At 72.9% G+C, this 16,995-nt stretch carries 14 protein-coding genes; 6 read left to right on the forward strand and 8 right to left on the reverse strand.

Going from position 1 to position 16,995, the window contains the following annotated elements; genetic code table 11:
- Positions 1–54 precede the first annotated feature (54 nt).
- Positions 55–1,473, forward strand: a complete 1,419-nt coding sequence (locus V6U90_RS00470) for an alpha,alpha-trehalose-phosphate synthase (UDP-forming) (protein WP_334430457.1) — start codon at positions 55–57, stop codon at positions 1,471–1,473.
- A 264-nt stretch (positions 1,474–1,737) separates the two neighbouring features.
- On the opposite strand, the gene V6U90_RS00475 is transcribed toward V6U90_RS00470, so the two are convergent.
- The 6 genes from V6U90_RS00475 to V6U90_RS00500 all read right to left on the reverse strand — a co-directional run bounded on the left by V6U90_RS00475 (position 1,738) and on the right by V6U90_RS00500 (position 7,142).
- Complete coding sequence (locus tag V6U90_RS00475; RefSeq protein WP_334430458.1) at positions 1,738–2,571, reverse strand: alpha/beta hydrolase; 834 nt, start codon at positions 2,569–2,571, stop codon at positions 1,738–1,740.
- 103 nt (positions 2,572–2,674) lie between these two features.
- Entirely contained in the window at positions 2,675–4,081 is a 1,407-nt protein-coding gene (locus V6U90_RS00480) for a flavin-containing monooxygenase (RefSeq protein ID WP_334430460.1), read from the reverse strand.
- 117 nt (positions 4,082–4,198) lie between these two features.
- Positions 4,199–4,912, reverse strand: a complete 714-nt coding sequence (locus V6U90_RS00485) for an endonuclease/exonuclease/phosphatase family protein (protein ID WP_334430461.1) — start codon at positions 4,910–4,912, stop codon at positions 4,199–4,201.
- Positions 4,913–4,914: 2 nt separating this feature from the next.
- Positions 4,915–5,862, reverse strand: coding sequence for an ROK family glucokinase (locus V6U90_RS00490; protein ID WP_334430463.1), 948 nt, complete (start codon positions 5,860–5,862; stop codon positions 4,915–4,917).
- 79 nt (positions 5,863–5,941) lie between these two features.
- Positions 5,942–6,646: a hypothetical protein gene (locus V6U90_RS00495; RefSeq protein WP_334430852.1), complete on the reverse strand. Its 705-nt coding sequence runs from the start codon at positions 6,644–6,646 to the stop codon at positions 5,942–5,944.
- A 40-nt stretch (positions 6,647–6,686) separates the two neighbouring features.
- Positions 6,687–7,142: an SRPBCC family protein gene (locus tag V6U90_RS00500; protein ID WP_334430465.1), complete on the reverse strand. Its 456-nt coding sequence runs from the start codon at positions 7,140–7,142 to the stop codon at positions 6,687–6,689.
- 267 nt (positions 7,143–7,409) lie between these two features.
- On the opposite strand from V6U90_RS00500, the gene V6U90_RS00505 reads away from it, so the two are divergent.
- The 5 genes from V6U90_RS00505 (at position 7,410) to V6U90_RS00525 (ending at position 14,437) form a co-directional block, all read left to right on the forward strand.
- Positions 7,410–9,221: an AMP-dependent synthetase/ligase gene (locus V6U90_RS00505; protein WP_334430467.1), complete on the forward strand. Its 1,812-nt coding sequence runs from the start codon at positions 7,410–7,412 to the stop codon at positions 9,219–9,221.
- Positions 9,222–9,235: 14 nt separating this feature from the next.
- Positions 9,236–10,921, forward strand: a complete 1,686-nt coding sequence (locus tag V6U90_RS00510) for a sensor histidine kinase (RefSeq protein ID WP_334430468.1) — start codon at positions 9,236–9,238, stop codon at positions 10,919–10,921.
- A gap of 7 nt (positions 10,922–10,928) precedes the next feature.
- Positions 10,929–11,597: a response regulator transcription factor gene (locus tag V6U90_RS00515; RefSeq protein ID WP_208816554.1), complete on the forward strand. Its 669-nt coding sequence runs from the start codon at positions 10,929–10,931 to the stop codon at positions 11,595–11,597.
- Positions 11,598–11,886: 289 nt separating this feature from the next.
- The gene (locus V6U90_RS00520) at positions 11,887–12,699 is read left to right on the forward strand and encodes an SAM-dependent methyltransferase (protein WP_334430853.1); all 813 of its coding nucleotides are present in this window, start codon (positions 11,887–11,889) and stop codon (positions 12,697–12,699) included.
- A gap of 76 nt (positions 12,700–12,775) precedes the next feature.
- Positions 12,776–14,437 (forward strand): putative bifunctional diguanylate cyclase/phosphodiesterase, encoded by a 1,662-nt coding sequence (locus V6U90_RS00525; protein ID WP_334430854.1) that lies wholly within the window; start codon positions 12,776–12,778, stop codon positions 14,435–14,437.
- A gap of 65 nt (positions 14,438–14,502) precedes the next feature.
- Here V6U90_RS00525 and V6U90_RS00530 read toward each other — a convergent pair whose 3' ends face one another.
- Positions 14,503–15,630 (reverse strand): glycosyltransferase family 4 protein, encoded by a 1,128-nt coding sequence (locus V6U90_RS00530; protein ID WP_334430470.1) that lies wholly within the window; start codon positions 15,628–15,630, stop codon positions 14,503–14,505.
- Positions 15,627–16,886, reverse strand: a complete 1,260-nt coding sequence (locus V6U90_RS00535; protein ID WP_334430471.1) for a M48 family metallopeptidase — start codon at positions 16,884–16,886, stop codon at positions 15,627–15,629. Before V6U90_RS00535 ends, V6U90_RS00530 begins: the two co-directional genes overlap by 4 nt.
- Positions 16,887–16,995 lie beyond the last annotated feature (109 nt).

Below are 16,995 nucleotides of genomic sequence, written 5' to 3' on the forward strand. Positions count from 1 at the left end.
TGCCCGGTTTCCTCGTTGCTGGGTGGTCCCCGCTTGCGGATCGAGATGCCCGGGATGCGACAGAGTTCTCTCGTGGTGGTTGCCAACCGCCTGCCCATCGACGACAGCGTGGCGCCGGACGGCGCCTGCGAATGGCGCCGCAGCCCCGGTGGGCTGGTCAGTGCGCTCCACCCGCTCCTCCGACAGACCCCCGCCACCTGGGTCGGCTGGGCCGGGGGCACCGGCCCGGCACCCGCCCTCGCCGACGTGGACGGCGTACGGATGCACACCGTGCCGTTGACCGCCGAGGATGTCAGGGACCACTACGAGGGCTTCGCCAATGCCACCCTCTGGCCGCTCTACCACGACGCGGTCGAGCAGCCCGTCTACCACCGGCGCTGGTGGGAGGCGTACCAGCGGGTCAACCAGCGGTTCGCCGAGGCCGCCGCCGAGGCGGCCGAGCCGGGCGCGGTGGTCTGGGTGCAGGACTACCACCTGCAACTGGTCCCCGGCCTGCTCCGGGAACTGCGGCCGGACCTGCGGATCGGGTTCTTCCTGCACGTGCCCTTCCCGCCGCCGGAGCTGTTCATGCAACTCCCCCGCCGGGCCGAACTGCTGCGCGGGATGCTCGGCGCCGACCTGGTCGGGTTCCAGCGGGCCCAGGCCGCGCACAACTTCGCCCAACTGGTCGCCCACGTGCTCGACGTGCCGGCCGACGACCGCCGGATCAGCCTGGACGGGCGGGAGGTCCGGATCGGCGCGTTCCCGGTCTCCATCGACACCGCCGAGATGGCCGCCCTGGCCACCCGGCCGGACGTGGTGGCCCGGGCCGCCCGGCTGCGGCGCGACCTGGGCAACCCGGCCCACGTGATCCTCAGCGTCGACCGGATGGACTACACCAAGGGCATCGAGCAGCGGCTCAAGGCGTACAGCGAGCTGATCGCCGACGGGCACGTCAAGGTACGCGACACGGTGCTGGTGCAGGTGGCGGTGCCGAGCCGGGAACGGGTCGGCCAGTACCAGGTGCTCCGCGACCGGGTCGAGCGGGAGGTCGGCCGGATCAACGGGGAGTTCGGCCGGGTGGGCGAACCGGCCATCCACTACCTGACCCAGCCCTTCGACCGGGCCGAGTTGGCCGCGCTCTACCGGATGGCCGACATCATGGCGGTCACCCCGCTGCGCGACGGGATGAACCTGGTCGCCAAGGAGTACGTCGCGGCCCGGGTGGACGACACCGGGGCGCTGCTGCTCAGCGAGTTCGCCGGATCCGCCGCCGAACTGCCGGAGGCGTTCCTGGTCAACCCGCACGACCTGGACGGGTTGAAACTGATCCTGATGGAGGCGCTCCAGGCCGACCGGACCGACCTGACCGGACGGATGCGGGCGATGCGGGCCCATCTGAGCCGGCACGACATCCACTCCTGGGCCCGGTCCTACCTGGCCGCCCTGGACTCCTCCGGTTCGCTGCTCAACCGGGTGGTCAGTCCGGGCTGAACCGACCGTCGGTCCGGGCCGAACCGGCTCCCCTGCCTCCCCGGTCACCACCACCCCGCCGGGATCGACCCGCCCGGGATTGACCCGCCCGGGGTTGACCTGCCCGGGGTTGATCATGAAGTTGTTGTCACTCTGATCGGCGTGTCGCGACAACAACTTCATGATCAACCCGGCGGGGTGGTGGTGGTGGTGACCGTGGCGGCCGGGCCGCACGCAGGCCCGGCTCGGGACGGCTCGGCTCGGGACAGCTCGGCTCGGGGACGGTCAGGACGGGCCGGTACCGGTCGGATCGTCCTTCGTCAGCCAGTCCAGGATCGCGTCGAGCGGCTCCTGCCACCGCGCGTCGAGCATCAGGTCGTGGCCCATACCGGGGAAGAGCAGCGGCGCGCCACCGTACCGGCGGGCGGCGCGGGCAAGCGCGGACGGGGTGACCACCCGGTCGTCCGGGCTGCCGAGCACCAGCACCGGCGGGCGCCCCACGGCCGGTTCCGGCTCCCCGTGCGTCAGCAACTGCCACTGGGCACGCCGGGCCGCCCTACCGAGCCGACCGACGTACCCCCGGGCGGTGGCCTCGGGCAGCTCACGGCTGAACAACTGGCGCCGGCTCAGGCGCAACGGTCCACCGAACACCGCCGGCAGGGTGCCGACCGGGTTGCGGCGCAACGCCGTGCCGAACGCACCCCAGCCGCCGAGCACCGGCGCGACCAACACGCCGGCCCGCGCCGGGTAGCGGGCCAGGGCGTGCGACACCACGAGCGCCCCCGCGCCGTGCCCGATCAGCACCGCCTGCCGGGGCAGGCCCGCCGCCACCTGGACCACGTCGTGCAGGTACGCCCGCAGCGTCGCGTCCGGCGCCGGCTCACTGGCGCCGTGCCCGCGCAGGCTGACCGCGTACGCCGGGAAGCCCCGGGATGCGGCGTGCGCCAGCCAGTGCTCCTCGAAGGCCCACGCCCCGTGCCCGAAGCCGGGCACGAAGAGCAGCGGCGACCGCCCCTCGTCGACCTCACCGACGGCGCTGAGCACCTCCCGGCGGGCCGGACGGACCGGATCCGCCCAGTCCCGCGACCGGATGATCCGCAGCCCTTCCCGGGTGGTCATTCTGCCGTCCTCTCGTTCGCGACTGCGGGGCTCGCAAGCTCTACTCGCATTCCGGCGCCAACGCGTTCCACGCGACTGGCCCCGGAACGCTCGCTCCTCGCGCTCACTGGGGACTCGCCTCCAGTTCGTCCAGGGCGCGCTGCACGGCGCGCAGGTAGTCGACGTGTCCGACCTCGAACCAGTGCCGGCTACTGTCCTTGACCCGGCCGGAGTACCGCTCCCCGGCTGCGGCGTCGACCTTCGCGGCGAATGCGGCGGCCCGTTGCGGGACGTCCTGCCGCAGCCGCAGCAGCCGAGCGATCAGTACCGACTGCCAGTGCGTGATCGGGAAGATCCCGGAGTCGGGTTGCACCAGCCCGACGACGGCGAGCGTCGGGTACCGCCGGGGGAAGGCGTTGAGGTGCAGGGTGGGCCGACCGGACCCGTCGTCGCCGAGGATGCCCGGGGCGAGGAACTCGAAGCGCGGCAGGTAGCCGGTGGCGAAGATGACCAGATCAGGTTCGATCTCCCGGCCGTCGGTCAGCTCGACGCCGTACGCGTGGAACCGGGCCACGTCCGGCAGCGGGTTGATCCGGCCGTGCCCGACGTAGTAGACGAGCTGGCTGTTGGCGATCGGGTGGGTCTCGTAGACCTTGTGGTCCGGTTTCGGCAGCCCGAACCGGGTGAGGTCGCCGACGGTGAACCGGAGCAGCCGCTGGAAGAGCCACTGCCGCAGCCAGAGCGGCAGCCGCATCGCCAGCGCCCGGTCGTTGACCTGGTCGGCGGGGCGGCCCAGCACGTACTTGGGCGCGTACCAGTAGCCGCGCCGGGTGGAGTGCCAGCAGGTCCGCGCCTGCTGGGCGGCCTCGACGGCGATGTCACAACCGGTGTTGCCCGCGCCGACCACCAGCACCCGCCGGTCGCGCAACTGCTTGGCGTCCTTGTAGGACGAGGCGTGCATGACCTCGCCACGGAAGTTCTCCAGCCCCTCGTACGAGGGCAGCTTCGGTGACCAGTTGTGCCCGTTGGCCACCACCACGGCCGCGTACCGGGAGGTGCGTTCCGCGCCGTACCCGCCGGTGCTGCGGGTGGTGACGTCCCAGCGCTGCCCGGCAGCCGGCTCGACCCGGACCACCTCGGTACCGAACCAGATGTGCGGGCGCAGGTCGAAATGGTCGGCGTACCGCTCGAAGTAGGTCAGCAGTTGGCTGTGGTGCGGGTAGTCCGGCCAGTCGTCCGGCATCGGGAAGTCCGGGAACTGGGTGAACGGCTTGGACGAGATCAGGTGGGTGCTGGCGTAGACCGGGCTGCGGTCGTGCCGCCAGTTCCAGGCCCCGCCGACCCCGGTCTCCCGCTCGTAGCAGTCGACGCCGAAGCCGTACTCCTTGAGGTTCTTGACGGTGGTGAGGCCGCTCGCTCCGGCGCCGATGACGCAGACCGTGTCGCCCCGGTCGTGGATCGGCCGGCCGTCCGGGGTCAGGGAGAGCGTCCCATCCGGGTCGTAGCTGCTCTGGTCGGTGGAGGTGGGCACCGAGAAATCTCCTTATGCGCGGCAGGAGTGCCGGTTGCCGCCGAATCCTCTCCATTCCGGCACCCGTTGTCCAGCCCGCGCGGCGACGGTTCGTGGTCGTCGCGCCGCCGGACGCTCCTACTCCGTGGTCGGCAGCAGCAGGTCGACCAGGACCGGGAAGTGGTCGCTGGCCCGCCGGGTCTGCGGGGTGTCCAGCACGTCGTAGTCGACGACGGTCATCCGCGGGTCGACGAAGATACCGTCGATCCGGGTGCGCGGGTCGCCGCAGGAGTAGGTGAACCGGTCGGCCCGGTCGGCGGCGACCGCGGTGTCGGTCAACCCGTCGGCGACGGTCCGCCAGGCCGCACCGGCGGAGTTCTCGTTGAGATCGGCACCGACCACCAGCGGCAGCCGTACCGCGTCCAACTCCTGCTTGAACAGCACCGCCTGGCTGGGGCGTTCGGCCGGGTCGGTGGAGAGGTGGGAGCCGGCCACCACGAACCGCGCGCCGTGCACCGCGCACTCGGCGTACGCCGCGCCGCGCAGGTGCCGGCCGGGGGTGAGCGGGAACCGCTGGCACCAGGTCCGGTCGACCCGGACCCGCAGGTTGGTCAGGAGCAGGTTGCCCAGGGCCGGCAGGCCGCCGGCCGCCACCACCATGCCGAGCGACTCGGCCAGCCAGGCAGACTTCTGCCGCCACCGGAACCGGCGCGGCCCCTCCTGCACGATGACCACGTCCGGGGCCGCCGCGCGGACCACGGCGGCCAGCGCGGCGGTGTCGTCGCGCTGGCCGTGCACGTTGTAGGAGAGCACCCGCAGCGGAACCCCGTCGTTGCGCGACCCGTCCGGCACGGTCACAACCGCCGGGCCAGGTCGGCCGCGCCGATCACCCCGGCGGTGTTGCCCAGCTCGGCGGGGAGGATCTCGGCCACCGGCAGTCGGCCCCGGGCGGCCAGCGCGTCGGCGTACGACCGTCGGGTCGGCCCGAGCAGCAGGTCACCCGCGTCGACCACGCCACCGCCGACCACCAGCACCTGCGGGTCGAGGATCTGCGCCATGTCCGCCAGGCTGGTCCCCAGCCAGCGCCCGATCTGGGCGAACGCCTCGGCGGCGACCGGGTCACCGGCCCGCGCGGCAGCGGTGATCATCAGCCCGGAGATCGCCTCCGCCTCGCCACCGGCCAGCTCCAGCAGGGCCGCGGCCCGGTTCGGTTCCTGCCGGGCGCCGGCCCGCGCGAAGCGGACCAGGGCGTTGCCGCTGGCGTACTGCTCGATACAGCCCAGCCGGCCGCAGCCGCACTGGTGACCGTCCGGGACGGTCAGCATGTGACCCAGTTCGGCGGCGATGCCGTGGGCGCCCCGGACCAGTTCACCCCCGAGGACGATGCCGCCGCCGACACCGGTGCCGATGGTGAACATGACCATCGAGTCCTCGGCGTCGCGGGCCGCGCCGTACCGGAACTCGGCCCAGGCGGCGACGTTGGCGTCGTTCTCCACGATCACCGGCAGCCCGACGGCGGTGCTGACGTACGCCCGCAGCGGCTCGTCGCGCCAGGCGAGGTTGGGCGCGAAGAGCACCGTGGACCGGGTCGCATCGATCCAACCGGCCGCTCCGATGCCCACCGCGTCGACGTTGCGGCCGGCGACCAGCTCGGTGACGACCTCGATGATCACGTCTCGGGTCTTACCGACGTCGTCGGCGGGAGTGTTCCGGCGGGTCTGCGCGACCACGACACCGGTGGCGTCGACGACACCGCCGGCCACCTTCGTGCCACCGACGTCGACTCCGATGGTCAGCGTCACCGCTGCCGCTCCCCTCTGCTGTGCTGTCCCGCCACCGTCACCGGCCGCGCGGCCGTCGGGGGTTCGGGCAGGTGTTCTCTCAGGCCTCGTCGCCTGATCGGTCGTCGGGCACCTCACCGGGCGCCCGCGATGCGGGCACGACGGGCGACCGGGTCTCGGCCCGGTCGTTCCGTCCGGTGGTGCCGGCCCCGGTGCCGGCCGGGGCGGTCGCGCCCGCCCTGCGGGTCGCGGCGGCCCAGACCTCCGGCTCGGGTGCCGGCTGAGAATCATGCCTGGTACGGGTGGCCTCGCGCCATACCTTGTCGGCGTCGGCTCCGGCTGGGGCGGGCCGGGCCGGGGTGCCCGCGTCCGGCCCGGTCGACGCCGTCGGGCCGTGGCCTGTGGCGTCCGGTCCGGCCTCGGTGGCCGTACCGTTCGACGGCGTGCCCGGGTCACCGGCGCCGGTTCCCGCGCTGGCGAACGCCCGGAGCAGGCTCGCCACGCCGGCGGCCAGGTCACCGGCCCCGGTGGCGAGCCGTTCGGCGAACTCGGGACTCGGGTCGCGCAGAGCGGCAATACCCCGACATACCGGACAGACGCAGCACTCGGGTGAACCGGTGGCGAAGCCTCCTTCGGTGGCACCGGCGGGGCGATCGGTGTGACTCAGGACACCGGACACCATCTCACCGAGCGGACCCCACCCGCCCGGACCGGAGGCCGCCGCGGCGAGCCGTGCGGCGCCCAGAACGGTGGCGACCAGTCGTTCTGCCTCTTCCCGGGCCGAACCCGGACCAACGCCACCCATGATCGGCTCCTCTACCGTGGCGACAGCGGCGGGCACCGCGTCACTGCGTCGCACCTGTGGTCTCTACCCGGTGCTTGAGCTGCTTCAACGCCGCGTCCATGATCATTTTCTCGGCCTTGCGGCGGAACATGCCGAGCATCCCCACGGACAGTTCCACCGCCAGGGTGTACGTGACCGTGGAGGTACCGTCCGGATTGCCGACGATGTCGTACGACCCCTGCTGCGACTTCTGCATCTTCGACGGGGCGGCCAGGTGCCACTCGATCCGGGAGATGTCCTCGGCGTAGGAATAGACTAGGACGTACTCGTCGGCCAGTACCCCTGCGTCGAGGGTGAACCGGACCTGACTGGCATACCCGTCCTCGTACTCCTCGATCACCTCGGCCCGGCGGACCGCCTCGGCCCACTCCGGATAGCTCGCGAAGTCGCAGATGACCGCCGCCACCCGGTCCGGGGCAGCGGCGATGACGATCGACTGGGTGGAGGTGTCCGCCATGGGGGGCAGGCTACCCGACCGGGCGCCCGTTACCCGTCGAGGTGGCGCCACCGTCACCCGCGGCCCCGGACGCTTGGGACGGTGTCCGCGACGACCTCGGTCAGGTGCCGGCCCGGCCGGGTGCGCTCCGGACCGCCCGACCGGAGCCCGCAAGGGCGCACAGGTGGCCTGGTTGCGCCACCCAGCAGCACCGACAGGTAGGTTTCGACAGAGCTGGACCCGTCATGCGACGACCGGCCTGGCCACTGCGAGCACGAGGGAGTGCAGGTGCGCGAGTTCTCCGTCCCCCCGGTCGTCACCGTCGGCGACGCGGCAAACCTCACCGACCCGGTGTGGGACAACGCCCGGGTCGCCCCGGACGCGGTGCAGTTCGTCCGGCCCGCCCCGGCCGGCTCCCCCGGCCCCGCCTGGGTGGACGTGACCTGCCGGCAGTTCCGCGACGAGGTGCTGACGGTGGCCCGGGGCCTGGTCGCCGCCGGTGTGGAGCCGGGCATGCGGGTCGGGCTGATGAGCAAGACCCGGTACGAGTGGACGCTGCTGGACTACGCGATCTGGGCCGCCGGGGCGGTGACCGTACCCATCTACGAGACCTCCAGCGCGGAGCAGACCGCCTGGATCCTCGCCGACTCGGGCGCGGTGGCCTGCGTGGTGGAGACCAATGCGCACGCGCTGATCCTGGCCGGTCTCCGGGACCAGCTCCCCGAGCTGACCCGGGTGTGGCAGATCGACCTGGGTGACCTGGACGAACTGGTGGCCGGGGGCGCCTCGGTGGACCCGGCCGAGATCGAGCAGCGGCGGGCGGCGGTCCGCGCCGACGACATCGCCACGATCATCTACACCAGCGGCACCACCGGCCGCCCCAAGGGCTGCGTGCTGACCCACCGCAACATGTACGCGGACATCGCCAACGCCGTACCGGTGCTGCCCAACCTGTTCAACCCGGGCGCCTCCACCCTGCTGTTCCTGCCGCTGGCGCACGCCTTCGCCCGGCTGATCCAGGTCGGCGTGGTGCAGGCCCGGGCCACCATGGCGCACTGCGCCAACGTCAAGGACCTGGTCGGCGAACTCCAGCAGTTCCGTCCCACGTTCGTGCTCTCCGTACCCCGGGTGTTCGAGAAGGTCCACAACGGCGCCCGGCAGAAGGCGCAGGCCGAGGGGAAGGGCGCCATCTTCGACCGGGCCGAGCGGGTGGCCGTGGCCTGGAGCGAGGCGCTGGACACCCCGGGCGGCCCCGGCCTGCGGCTGCGGGTGCAGCACGCGATCTTCGACCGGCTGGTCTACCGCAAGCTGCGCAACGCGCTCGGTGGCCGCTGCCGGGACGTCATCTCGGGCGGCGCCCCGCTCGGCGCCCGCCTCGGGCACTTCTTCCGGGGCATCGGGGTGACCATCCTGGAGGGGTACGGGTTGACCGAGACGTCGCCGGCCGCCGCCGCCAACCTGGTCGGGGCCACCCGGATCGGCACCGTCGGCCGGCCCCTGCCCGGGGTCAGCATCCGGATCGCCGACGACGGCGAGATCCTGATCGCCGGTGAGCTGATCTTCCAGGGGTACTGGCGCAACCCGCAGGCCACCGCCGAGGTGCTCGGCGACGACGGCTGGTTCCACAGCGGCGACCTCGGCCAGTTGGACGCCGACGGCTTCCTCAGCATCACCGGCCGCAAGAAGGAGATCATCGTGACGGCCGCCGGCAAGAACGTCGCCCCGGCCGTGCTGGAGGACCGGATCCGGGCCCACCCGTTGGTCAGCCAGTGCGTGGTGGTCGGTGACCGGCAGCCGTTCATCGCCGCCCTGGTGACCATCGACGAGGAGGCGTGGCCCAGGTGGCGCGCCGAGGCGGGGTACCCGGAGGGCACCAGCGTGGCCGACCTGCGCCACGACGAGAAGCTACGGGCCGAGATCCAGACCGCGATCGACGACGCCAACCAGGCGGTCTCCAAGGCCGAGGCGATCAAGGTCTTCCGGATCCTGCCGCAGGACTTCACCGAGACCACCGGCGAACTGACCCCCTCGTTGAAGGTCAAGCGGAACGTGGTGCAGAAGACCTACGCGGCGGAAATCGCCGACATCTATCAGAGCTGACTACGATCCGTCACGTGCCCGCCTCGACACCCGCCCGACCCCGCCCGCACCCACTCGCGGCAGCCGCCCGCGTGGTCATGCTCGCGCTGGTCGCCGTCCTCACCCTGATCGCCACCCGGGACATCGGCCAGCTCTGGTGGATCGCGCTGCTCGCGGTGGCCGGCCTGCCGGCGCTGCTGGCCCCCAACCACCGGGTGCTCGCCCCGATCGGCCGGTTCGCCGAGGTGGTGATCGTCTGCCTGGCCGCCAGCCAGGTCGCCGCCGTGACCACCCTGCGCGGTCTCGGCGCGTCCGCCATCCTGCCGTACCTGGCCGTGCCGCTGACCGTGGCCGCGTGGCAGCGCCGGCACCGCGAGGGGGCCGCCCTGCTGGCGGTCGCCGCCGCCACCCTGCTCGGCGCCGGCGCCTTCACCGAGACCACCGACGGTGGGCCCCAGCTCGGCCAGATCGGGTACCTGGCGGTCTGCCTCCAGTGGCTGATCCTGGCCTCGATCGGGCTGTTCGCCACCGGCACCCTGCAACGGATGATGCAGGTCCGCAGCGAGGGCAAGCCCCAGCCGTACGCCGAGGCGACCCGGCTGCTCACCCAGTTGCGCAGCGTGGCCCGGCAACTGCCCGGCGCCACCCTCGATCCGGGTGGCATCTCCGAGCACCTGCTGGAGGAGCTGCGTACGGTGGCCCGCGCCGACCGGGCCGCGGTGCTCTCGGCCAGCGGCGGCGGCCGGCTGGTCGTGCTGGCGCAGGTCGGGGTGGACCGGGTCGACTGGGAGACCACCCTGGACGCGGACTCGGCGATCGCCGACGCGTGGGCCAGCCAGCAGCCGCAGACCGCGCACCGCTCGCAGGCCCGCTCACACCGGGGTGGTGAGGTCTCCGCGCTGGTCGTGCCCCTGGTCGCCGGGGTCCGTACGGTCGGTCTGGTCACCCTGGAGGCGGACTCCGCCAACGCCTACCCGGCGCCGGTGGTGTCCCGGGTGACCGCGCTGACCCGGCCGGCCGCGCTGCGGCTGGAGGCGGCGCTGCTCTTCGACGAGGTGCGCTCGCTGGCCACCAACGAGGAACGGCAGCGGCTGGCCCGGGAGATCCACGACGGGGTCGCCCAGGAGCTGGTCATGGTCGGCTACGGCATCGACAATGCCCTGGCCACTGTGCACGAGGACGCCAAGGAGACCGAGGAGTCGCTGCGGACGCTGCGCGCCGAGGTGACCCGGGTGATCACCGAGCTGCGGCTGAGCCTGTTCGAGCTGCGCAGCGAGGTGGACCGGCATGGTGGGCTGGCCGCCGCGATCGCCGAGTACGCGCGTACTGTTGGTGCCTCCGGCGGGCTGCGGGTGCACCTGTCCCTGGACGAGTCCACCGCCCGGCTGCCCGCCGCAACCGAGGCGGAGCTGCTGCGCATCGCGCAGGAGGCGGTGACCAACGCCCGCAAGCACGCCGGGGCCACGAACCTCTGGGTCACCTGTGAGGTGGACCCGCCGTACGCCCAGATCGAAGTGTCGGATGACGGTCAGGGCATCGCTGACCAGCGTCCGGACGGGCGGTACGGTCTTGCGATCATGGCGGAGAGGGCGGAACGTATCCGGGGCCGACTGGAGATCCGACCGCGTCAACCAAGCGGCACGACCGTGGCGGTGGTACTCGGCACCTCGCCCCGGCGCGATAACGTGCGCGATAGCGGCACCGCAGCAGAAGGGGAGTAACCCGAGGATGACCACAAGTCCCATGCCGGCCACCCGTACCAAGGTCCTGCTCGTCGACGATCACGACCTGATCCGCAAGGGCCTGCGCCACGCCTTCGAGCGGGACCGGCAGTTCGAGGTCGTCGGCGAGGCCGCCACGGCGGCCGAGGGGGTGCGCCAGGCCGGTGCCCTCCAGCCCGATGTGGTGATCATGGATCTGCGACTACCCGACGGCAGCGGTCTCGAAGCGACCCGGGCGCTGCGCAAGTCCAGCGCCTCCATGGGCATCGTGGTGCTGACCATGTACGCCGGGGACGACCAGCTCTTCGGCGCGTTGGAGGCCGGGGCGAGCGCGTTCGTGCCGAAGACCGCGCCGGCCGACGAGGTCGTCGCCGCCGCCCGGCACGCCGCCTCCTCCCCCAGCGCGTTCACCGCGGCCGACCTGGCCGAGGCGATGAAGCGCCGGCTCGCCCCCTCGGGTCCGCAGCTCTCCCCACGGGAGAGCCAGGTGCTCCGGCTGCTGGCCGACGGCATGAGCGTCGCGGGGATCGCCAAGCAGCTCTTCGTCAGCGAGTCGACCGCCAAGACGCACATCTCCAAGCTCTACGAGAAGCTGGGTGCGGCCAACCGGGCGCAGGCGCTGATGACGGCGCTGCGGCTTGGCCTGCTCGAAGCGCCGGACGCACCCAAGTTCTGACCGGTCGCCGGGAGGGGGTCGGCTCTCCCGGCGACATCGCGCCGAGACAACCCCCTCCCGGCGGTCCGGATGACCGGACCGCCGGTGGGTCGGTGACGTGACAACCGCCACGCCCCACAGGCGTGGCGGCAGGCGGTCGTCACCCGCCCGACGACCCGGCAGGTCAGAGCGGGCGCGGTCCGGATCCGACGCCCACCGCCCTCTGGAGCGCGCCGGACGGAAGCGGCAGAATACCCGGATGGCCCACGCGGGCGATGATCCATCGCATCGGCACAGAGGGGTTGGCATGGTGCAGCGGCCGGACTGGGCACCGGAGAGCATCGACATCGAGCGGCCGAGCGTGGCCCGGATGTACGACTACTACCTCGGCGGATCACACAACTTCGCGGTCGACCGGGCCGCCGCCCAGGCGATGATCGCCGCAGTGCCCGAAGCGCCGTTGATGGCCCAGGCCAACCGGGCCTTCCTCCGCCGGGCCGTGCAGTTCCTGCTCGACTCCGGGGTACGCCAGTTCCTGGACATCGGTTCCGGCATCCCGACGGTCGGCAACGTGCACGAGATCGCCACCCGCAGCGCACCGGACGCGCGGGTGGTCTACGTGGACACCGATTCGGTGGCGGTCGCGCACAGCCGGGAGATCCTGCGCGGCAACCCGTCGGCCACGGTCGTCCAGGAGGATCTGCGCCGCCCGGCGGCGATCCTGACCCATCCGGAGGTCCGCCGGCTGCTCGACTTCACCGAGCCGATCGCGGTGATGATCGTCGCGGTGCTGCACTTCGTACCGGACTCCGACGACCCCGCCGGGATCCTCGGCACGCTGCGTCGGGCGTTGCCGCCGGGCAGTTACCTGGTGCTCTCCCAGACCAGCTCGGACGGCCGGGAGACCGACGAGGAGACCCGGGAGGCCGAGCGGGTGTACCGCAACACCGACAACCCGCTGACGGTACGCAGCCGCACCGCCCTGACCGCCCTCTTCGAGGGGTTCGAACTGGTCGATCCCGGGGTGGTGTGGGTACCCGAGTGGCGGCCGGACTCCCCGGACAGCGCCGAACACGCCGCACAGTCGGCCTTCATCGGCGGCGTCGGGCGGCTCGGTGGCTGACGGGGAGGGACCGGGCCGGGCCGGGGACTTCGCCCGGGCCTGGGCCAAGGCGGTGACCGGCACCAGCTACCTGCCCATGACACAGGCCCAGTTGGAGGCGCTGCTGCAGCGGCTCACCCTGCGGTTGGCCGGGGCGTTACGGGCCGAGCCGTTCGATCTGCGGATCGGGTACCAGGTCGGCGCCGACCTGGTGGCCGCACACATCGCCTCCGCGGAGGGCCTCGGCCACACCATCGAGGTGATCCACCTGCGGCTGCTGCGGGACCTGGGGCTGGTCGAGTCCGACGTGCAGGACCGGATGGCCCGGCTGCTGGCGAGCGTGGCAACCGGGTACGCCCGGGCACTGCGCGACCGCACGCTGGACGAACAGGAATCAATCCGGCGGGCCGGGATGCTGGCCCGCGCGGAGGCGGAGCGGGCCCTGCGGGAGAGCGAGGCGCGGTTCCGGTACCAGGCCACCCACGACCCGCTCACCGACCTGCCGAACCGGACCCTGTTCACCGAGCGGCTGACCGGTGCGATCCGGGACCCGCAGCGGGACCGGGTGGGTCTGTGCTTCATGGATCTGGACCGGTTCAAGGTGGTCAACGACACCCTCGGCCACCAGGTCGGTGACCAACTGCTCGCCTCGGTGGCCGACCGGTTGCGGCGCAGCGTCGGCGAGCACCTGGTGGCCCGGCTCGGCGGCGACGAGTTCGTCATCCTGGTGGAGGGCACGGAGTGCACCGACGACGTGGTCAAGGTCGCCGACGCGGCGTTGGCCGCCGTCGGTGAGTCCGCGCTGGTCGACGGGCACGAGCTGACCGTCTCGGCGAGCATCGGCATCGTGGAGCGCCCGGTGGTCGGGACCACCCCCGGCGACCTGATGCGCGCCGCCGACATCACCCTGCACTGGGCGAAGGGCGCGGGTGGGGCGCAGTGGGCGCTGTTCGACCCGGAGCGCAACGAACGGGAGATGACCCGGTACGCCCTCTCCGCGGCCATCCCGGCCGCGTTGGAGCGGGGCGAGTTCTACCTGGACTACCAGCCGCTCACCTCGCTGGCCGACGGGGGTGTGCTCGGGGTGGAGGCACTGGTCCGGTGGCGCCATCCGCAGCTGGGGGTGCTCCGACCGGACAGCTTCATCGGGCTGGCCGAGGAGACCGGGCTGATCGTCGAGTTGGGCGGCTGGGTGCTGGCCGAGGCGTGCCGGGAGGCCGGACGGTGGTCGGAGGTGACCCCGTCGGCGCCGTTCATCAGCGTCAACCTGGCCGTCCGGCAGGTGCACGCGGCCGGCCTGGTCGACGAGGTCAGCGCGCTGCTGGACCGGAGCGGCCTCCCGCCGCAGCGGCTGCAACTGGAGATCACCGAGAGCACCATGATGAGCACCGCCGAGGAACCGGTACGCGCCCTGCGGATACTCAGCGACCTCGGCGTCCGGATCGCCATCGACGACTTCGGCACCGGCTACTCCAACCTGGCGTACCTGCGCGACCTGCCGGTCAACGAGCTGAAACTGGCCGGGTCCTTCGTCACCGGGCTGCGGGCCCCGGCGGACGACCCGGCCAGCCGGACCGACGAACGCATCCTCGCCTCGCTGGTCTCCCTGGCGCACGCCCTCGACCTGACCGTGACCGCCGAGGGAGTGGAGACCCCGACGCAGGCCGAACGGCTGCGGGCGATCGGCTGTGACGCGGCGCAGGGCTGGCACTTCGGGCGGCCGGCACCGGCGGAACACATCCTGGAGCGGCTGCGCTGACAGCGGCGGGCCAGCGCCGGACGTGGTCGGGGTGAGGGTGACCTCGACGGTGGACCGGTCCCCGGCTACCCGCTGCCGAGCAACGCCGCCATCCGCTGGGCCTGGGTCTCCCAGCGCCATTCCCGTTCCACCCAGGCCCGGCCGGCCGCCCCGAACCGCCGGGCCAGGTCCCGGTCGGCCAGCAGGGTGGCCACCCGGTCGGCCAACTGGGTCAGGTCCCGTCCGGAGACGACGTACCCGGTCTCCCCCTCGCGGACCGCGTCCGGCGCGCCACCGGAGTCCCCGGCGACCACCGGCAGCCCGGTCGCGGACGCCTCCAGGTAGACGATGCCCAGCCCTTCCACGTCCAGGCCACGGTTGCGGGTACGGCATGGCATCGCGTAGACGTCGCCGGCCGCGTAGTGGGCCGGCAGCTCGGCGGCCGGCACGGACCCGGTGAAGACCACGTCCCGTTCCACACCCACCTGCCGGGCGAGTTTCTGCAACGTCGGGCGGTAGGGACCACCACCGACGATGAGCAGCGCGGCATCCGGTACCCGCCGACGGATCTGCGGGAACGCCCGGATCAGCGCGTCCTGTCCCTTGCGCGGCACCAGCCGGGAGACACAGACCACCACCGGCCGGTCGGTCAGCCCCAGTCGGGCCCGGACCGGCTCACCGTCGACCCCCGGGTGGTACGCGTCGACGTCCACCCCGGGTGCCAGCCGTTCCAGCTCGGTCACCCCGTGCAGCGCCCGGTCCAACCGGACCCGGGTGTACTCCCCGAGGTAGGTGGTGACGTCCACGCCCCGGCCGATGCGGCGCAGCGCCGCACGCGCCCCGGGCAGCGCGGCCCAGCCGATCTCGTGCCCGTGGGTCTGGGCCACCGCCCGACGCACCCCGGCCCGGCGCCGCAGTCCGGCGGCGAGCAGGCCGAGCGGGGCCGCCGCGCCGAACCAGACGGTGTCGCAGTCGTACCGGCGGGCGAGCCGGGCCGCCCGGCGGGCGATCAGCGGGGTGGGCAGCAGGACCTTGGTCCGCTCCCGGATCACCTCGAACGGCTGGTCGGCGTCGAACTTCTCGGCCCCCCGCCAGCTGGAGGCGTAGACCACCACGGAGCCCGGGGGTTGCCGGACGGCCAGGTTGTGGACGAACGACTGGATGCCGCCGGGCCGGGGCGGGAAGTCATTGGTGATCAGCAGCGTCCGGCTCAACGACCGGCTCCCCTCGCGTAGGCACGGGCGGCGGCCATCCGTTCCACGGTGGAGGGATGGGAGGCGGAGTAGAGGTACTCCCAGCGGGGTGGGTCCGGGTCGCTGAGGTTGACCGTGGCGAGCCGGCGCTGCATCGCCTCGAAGGTGGCCGGGTCCCGGGTGAGCGCCAGGGCGTGCGCGTCGGCGCGGGCCTCCACCTGCCGGGACATCAGCGCCTGCACCGGGGCGGTGACCAGCCCGGCGACCGTGACCATCGCGATCAGCAACGGGAATGCCCGCGGGTCGGCGACCGAGTCGACCCCGGCCAGCCGGAGCAGGCCACCCCACGAGCCGAGCAGGTAGAGCGCGACCACGGCGAGCGCGGCACCGAGGGCGCCGGTCAGCGTGCCGGCCACCACGTCCTGCCGCTTGGCGTGCCCCAGTTCGTGCGCGACCACGCTGGTGACCTCGGCCGGGGTCGCCTCGGCCAGCAGGGTGTCGTAGACGACGATCCGCCGGGTCGGGCCGAAGCCGGAGACGTAGGCGTTGACCGCCCGGGTCCGTCGGGAGGCGTCGGCGACCAGCACGTCCCGCACCGGTACGTCGTCGGCCTCGGCGAGCGCCAGCAGTTCGGTACGCAGCGGCCCCGGTGGCATCGGGGTGAACCGGTTGAACACCGGCTCCACCAGCACCGGCAGGACGAACGACAGCAGGACCACCAGGGCGGCGGCGCCCGCCGCGCCCCAGGCCCACCACCAGCGCGGGGCCAGCCGGATCACGGTGTAGAACCCGAGCAGGGCGGCCGCACCGATCACCGCGCTGACCGCGTACGACTTGAGCAGGTCCACCGTCCAGCCACCCCAACCGGAGGTGGCCAGCCCGTACCGGGTCAGCACGGCGTGCCGCCAGGCCGCGAACGGCAGGGTGAGCAGGTCGGCCAGGAGTACCACCGCCATACCGCCGAGGACGGCGCGGGCGATCCAGTGGTCACCGAACGGCCGGCCGGCGAACTCGACCAGGCGGGCGCCCAGCGGGGTGAGGCCGAGCAGCAGCGCCACCAGCAGTCCGACGACGAGTGCGCCGTACGTGCCGGGGCGCAGCGTGGAGCGGAACTCCCGGGCCCGGTCGACGTCGGCCGGTGGCAGCTCGCCCAGGGCGGCGAGCTGGTCGGCCCGGGGTGCCGGCGGCCGGCCCCACGGGATCAGCAGCGCGGCGACGGCCACCAGCGCGACGACCAACGCGGCGAACACCAGCATCGCCCAGCCGCGCGGGGTCACCCGCGCACCGTGCTGTTCCCGGCCATCGCGCCGCTCCTCCCACCACCGTGAGCGCCCATCCTATTGCCCTTCGGTGGTGCTGCCGGCGTGACCGTGGGTGGGCGGCGGC

This window comes from Micromonospora sp. CPCC 206060 (genome assembly GCF_036906895.1).
GTDB lineage: Bacteria > Actinomycetota > Actinomycetes > Mycobacteriales > Micromonosporaceae > Micromonospora.

Coding starts and splice junctions, on each gene's coding strand:
- V6U90_RS00470 (WP_334430457.1), top strand. CDS start 55: ATGCGACAGAGTTCTCTCGTGGTGGTTGCCAACCGCCTGCCCATCGAC.
- V6U90_RS00475 (WP_334430458.1), bottom strand. CDS start 2,571: ATGACCACCCGGGAAGGGCTGCGGATCATCCGGTCGCGGGACTGGGCG.
- V6U90_RS00495 (WP_334430852.1), bottom strand. CDS start 6,646: ATGGGTGGCGTTGGTCCGGGTTCGGCCCGGGAAGAGGCAGAACGACTG.
- V6U90_RS00500 (WP_334430465.1), bottom strand. CDS start 7,142: ATGGCGGACACCTCCACCCAGTCGATCGTCATCGCCGCTGCCCCGGAC.
- V6U90_RS00515 (WP_208816554.1), top strand. CDS start 10,929: ATGACCACAAGTCCCATGCCGGCCACCCGTACCAAGGTCCTGCTCGTC.
- V6U90_RS00525 (WP_334430854.1), top strand. CDS start 12,776: ATGACACAGGCCCAGTTGGAGGCGCTGCTGCAGCGGCTCACCCTGCGG.